Origin of the sequence: Sodalinema sp. (assembly GCF_046483825.1) — a bacterium.
In the GTDB taxonomy this organism is placed as follows: Bacteria; Cyanobacteriota; Cyanobacteriia; order Cyanobacteriales; family Geitlerinemataceae; genus Sodalinema.
Window position 1 is genome coordinate 1 of sequence record NZ_JAWOCL010000210.1, and the last position, 2,839, is coordinate 2,839.

Annotated in this window: 4 protein-coding genes, 1 tRNA gene and 1 pseudogene; 5 read left to right on the top strand and 1 reads right to left on the bottom strand. The window is 51.2% G+C overall.

What is annotated here, in order from left to right; translation table 11 throughout:
• Positions 1-267, bottom strand: a pseudogene (locus R6U67_RS13685) (photosystem II D2 protein (photosystem q(a) protein)); the annotation flags it as partial.
• Between the two features lie 268 nt (positions 268-535).
• Between R6U67_RS13685 and R6U67_RS13690 the strand changes: the two are divergent.
• From R6U67_RS13690 to R6U67_RS13710, 5 genes are all read left to right on the top strand, one after another.
• Positions 536-805 carry a hypothetical protein gene (locus R6U67_RS13690; RefSeq protein WP_410253062.1) on the top strand — a complete coding sequence of 90 codons (270 nt, stop codon included), beginning with the start codon at positions 536-538 and terminating at the stop codon, positions 803-805.
• Complete coding sequence (locus R6U67_RS13695; RefSeq protein WP_410253063.1) at positions 805-1,482, top strand: energy-coupling factor ABC transporter ATP-binding protein; 678 nt, start codon at positions 805-807, stop codon at positions 1,480-1,482. Before R6U67_RS13690 ends, R6U67_RS13695 begins: the two co-directional genes overlap by 1 nt.
• 152 nt (positions 1,483-1,634) lie before the next feature.
• Positions 1,635-2,183, top strand: a complete 549-nt coding sequence (locus tag R6U67_RS13700) for an NYN domain-containing protein (protein ID WP_410253065.1) — start codon at positions 1,635-1,637, stop codon at positions 2,181-2,183.
• A gap of 125 nt (positions 2,184-2,308) precedes the next feature.
• Positions 2,309-2,380, top strand: a tRNA-Asn gene (locus R6U67_RS13705).
• A 109-nt stretch (positions 2,381-2,489) separates the two neighbouring features.
• Positions 2,490-2,750 (top strand): addiction module protein, encoded by a 261-nt coding sequence (locus R6U67_RS13710; protein ID WP_410253064.1) that lies wholly within the window; start codon positions 2,490-2,492, stop codon positions 2,748-2,750.
• The last annotated feature ends 89 nt before the right edge of the window (positions 2,751-2,839 follow it).

A 2,839-nucleotide genomic window follows, 5' to 3' on the forward strand; every position in this document is an offset into this window, starting at 1 on the left:
CAGCAGGGAGTGACCCAAGCTGTCGGGAGGTGTGGACACGGCAACGGTCAGGAAGTTGCAGCCTTCGAGGTACGAAGATGCGAGACCGTGGGTATACCAGGATGTTACAAAGGTGGTTCCGGTGAGCCAGCCGCCAACGGCGAGGTAGGCACAGGGGAACAGAAGAATGCCAGACCAGCCGACAAACACGAAGCGATCGCGTTTGAGCCAGTCGTCAAGTACGTCGAACCAGCTTCTTTCTGGTCCGCGGCTTACAGCAATGGTCATAGAGTTAAACTCCGAATGAGTGCTTCAGAATCTTGGGGGAACTTCCTGGGAAGGCATCGTTTGAAAGAATGATAACAAGTTTTCCGCAGAAAGTTTACGATTCTTTACCATTGTACTCATTTTTCTCAAAAAGATCCACCCTGGGGGGGAGCGATCGCCCTGGGGGGTGAGATTTCCGGGTCAATTGCGGCGCAATCCCCCGACATCCGATACAGTAGGTAACAGTCACAGTTTTCACGTTCATTGGAACGGTACGCCTCATTACCCTATGTTTACGATTGACCTGATCCTTAAATACACGCCGATGCCCTTATCTGTGCAGCGGCAAGACCAAGAGGGCGCAGAGTCCCTCTATCGGGAAATCTCCGAGGCCATGAACTCGGGCAACCCTAAGGTGCTAGAAGTGGTCTGCGACGGCAAAATCGAGAAGCGTCTGAAGATCGCCACGAGCGAGTTGGTGGCGGTGCAGATGTCTCAAAAAGGACCCGCTGGGGGCGATCGCCAACCCGGATTTTTCGTGGCCACGGCTGACTCGTAATGACCTCTACATCCACACATCCCGCCATTACCGTGCGGGATGTTTCATTTCAATGGACCTCAGGTCATGTCGTTCTCAATCACTGTAGCCTCGATGTTCCGCCGGGGGAGTTTTGGATGCTCCTGGGAACCAACGGTAGCGGGAAATCAACGCTGCTGAGGATTTTGGCGGATTTACTGCCTCGAAGTGGTGGCACGGTGAAGATGAACGGCCAGGTGGGGTTTGTGTTCCAAAATCCAGATCATCAGTTGGTGATGCCGACGGTGGGAGCCGATGTGGCTTTTGGACTCGTAGAAGAACGGCTGACGGTTCCCCAGGTGCGCCAACGGGTGACAGAAGCCCTAACCTTGGTGAATTTACAAGATCTGCAACAACGGCCAATTTATGCCCTTAGTGGAGGGCAAAAACAGCGGGTGGCCATTGCTGGGGCGATCGCCCGCCATTGTGATATTTTATTGCTCGATGAACCCACGGCTCTGCTCGATCCTGAGAGTCAGGCCGATTTAGTGCAGCAGGTGAGTGAGTTAGTCCGCCAACGACAAATGACGGCGTTATGGGTGACCCATCGTTTAGATGAATTGGATTATTGTGATGGGGCCTTTCTGCTCGAAGGAGGACGAGTGGTGGACTCGGGAGATCCTGAACGCCTCAAACAACGCTTGATGTTGCCCAGCTAAAGCGTCCCTGATACCTAGATGAGATCCTCTCGGAGAGAATGAGGGTCGGCCGAGAGGGTGGCACAAAACTCAACAATGGGCAATGATGTTAAGCAAAGATGTCGTTACAGTTAGCCATCTTTGACCCCATCCGTTTTTCTGAGTTTGTTAAAATGCCACGTTCTTCAACCCCCGTAACCCTCCTTGTCGATGGGTATAACATCATTGGTATCTGGTCAACGCTGCGCGATGTCCGCGATCGCGATGGCTTAGAGGCCGCCCGCAGAGACCTAATTGAGTCGTTAGTGAACTACAGTGCCTATCATGGTTATGAGGCACAAGTAGTTTTTGATTCTCAGTATCGTAATTCCCGAGGGATGCGAGAGGTGATTTCTCGTAACCTGGCGGTGCAATATACAGACTTTAATCAAACCGCCGATACCTTTATCGAAAAACTCTGTGCGGTTCGAGCGAGACAACGAGCGCCCTTCGCCTCCCGCACCATCGTCGCCACGAGCGATCGCGCCCAACAATTAACCGTCGTCGGCTATGGTGCTGAGTGGATGTCGGCCGATCAACTACAGTTAGATGTCAAAGCCACTCAGCAACGGATGCGCCGTCGTCAACGCAGTAAACCCAAACGGGCCAGTCGTCCTTTTCTGGGAACTCGCCTCGATCCCATTGCCCAGCAACGACTCGCTCAGTTACGCCGGGGCTACTAACCCCCCTCTGGCTGGCGGTTTCAGCCCCCGCCTCCAGAGTTTTAAAAAAAAATCCTAAAACCCCTTGCCAAAACCAAATCCCTGAGCTAAGATTGATAATGCGTTGGGAAAAAACGCGCCGACAATCCTCAGTAGCTCAGCGGTAGAGCGGTCGACTGTTAATCGATTGGTCGCTGGTTCGAATCCGGCCTGGGGAGTTTAAAAGAATCCGTAGGGGCGAAAAATCTTTCGCCCCTACATTTTTGCTGTTCACGCTAAAATGATGAGCAAGCATGGGGGTAACCCTCCTAAAAACCTGGCGCTTCTATGATTGATCCAAATTACGACCAGCTTTTGGAATCAGCCTTAATTCTCTCAGCTAATTTGCGATCGATGTTGGTTGAACAACTGGTGGCCAGCTTGGATGATGAGGGTCAAGCTGAGATAGATTCGGCCTGGGGAGAGGAAGTTGAACGTCGTTTGAGCGAGGTTGAGAGTGGTGAAGTTTCAACCGAGTCAGGTGAAGCGGTTATTAGTCGAATAATAACGATACAAAAGTCAATTCAAAAACTGAAACGTTGCATATAAATATTCTTGGTCACATACCTTGTTAGTATTTGCTATTTCTGCACCATGAACTTATGAGTAAAACAGAAGTCCCAACACAACAATTTTTG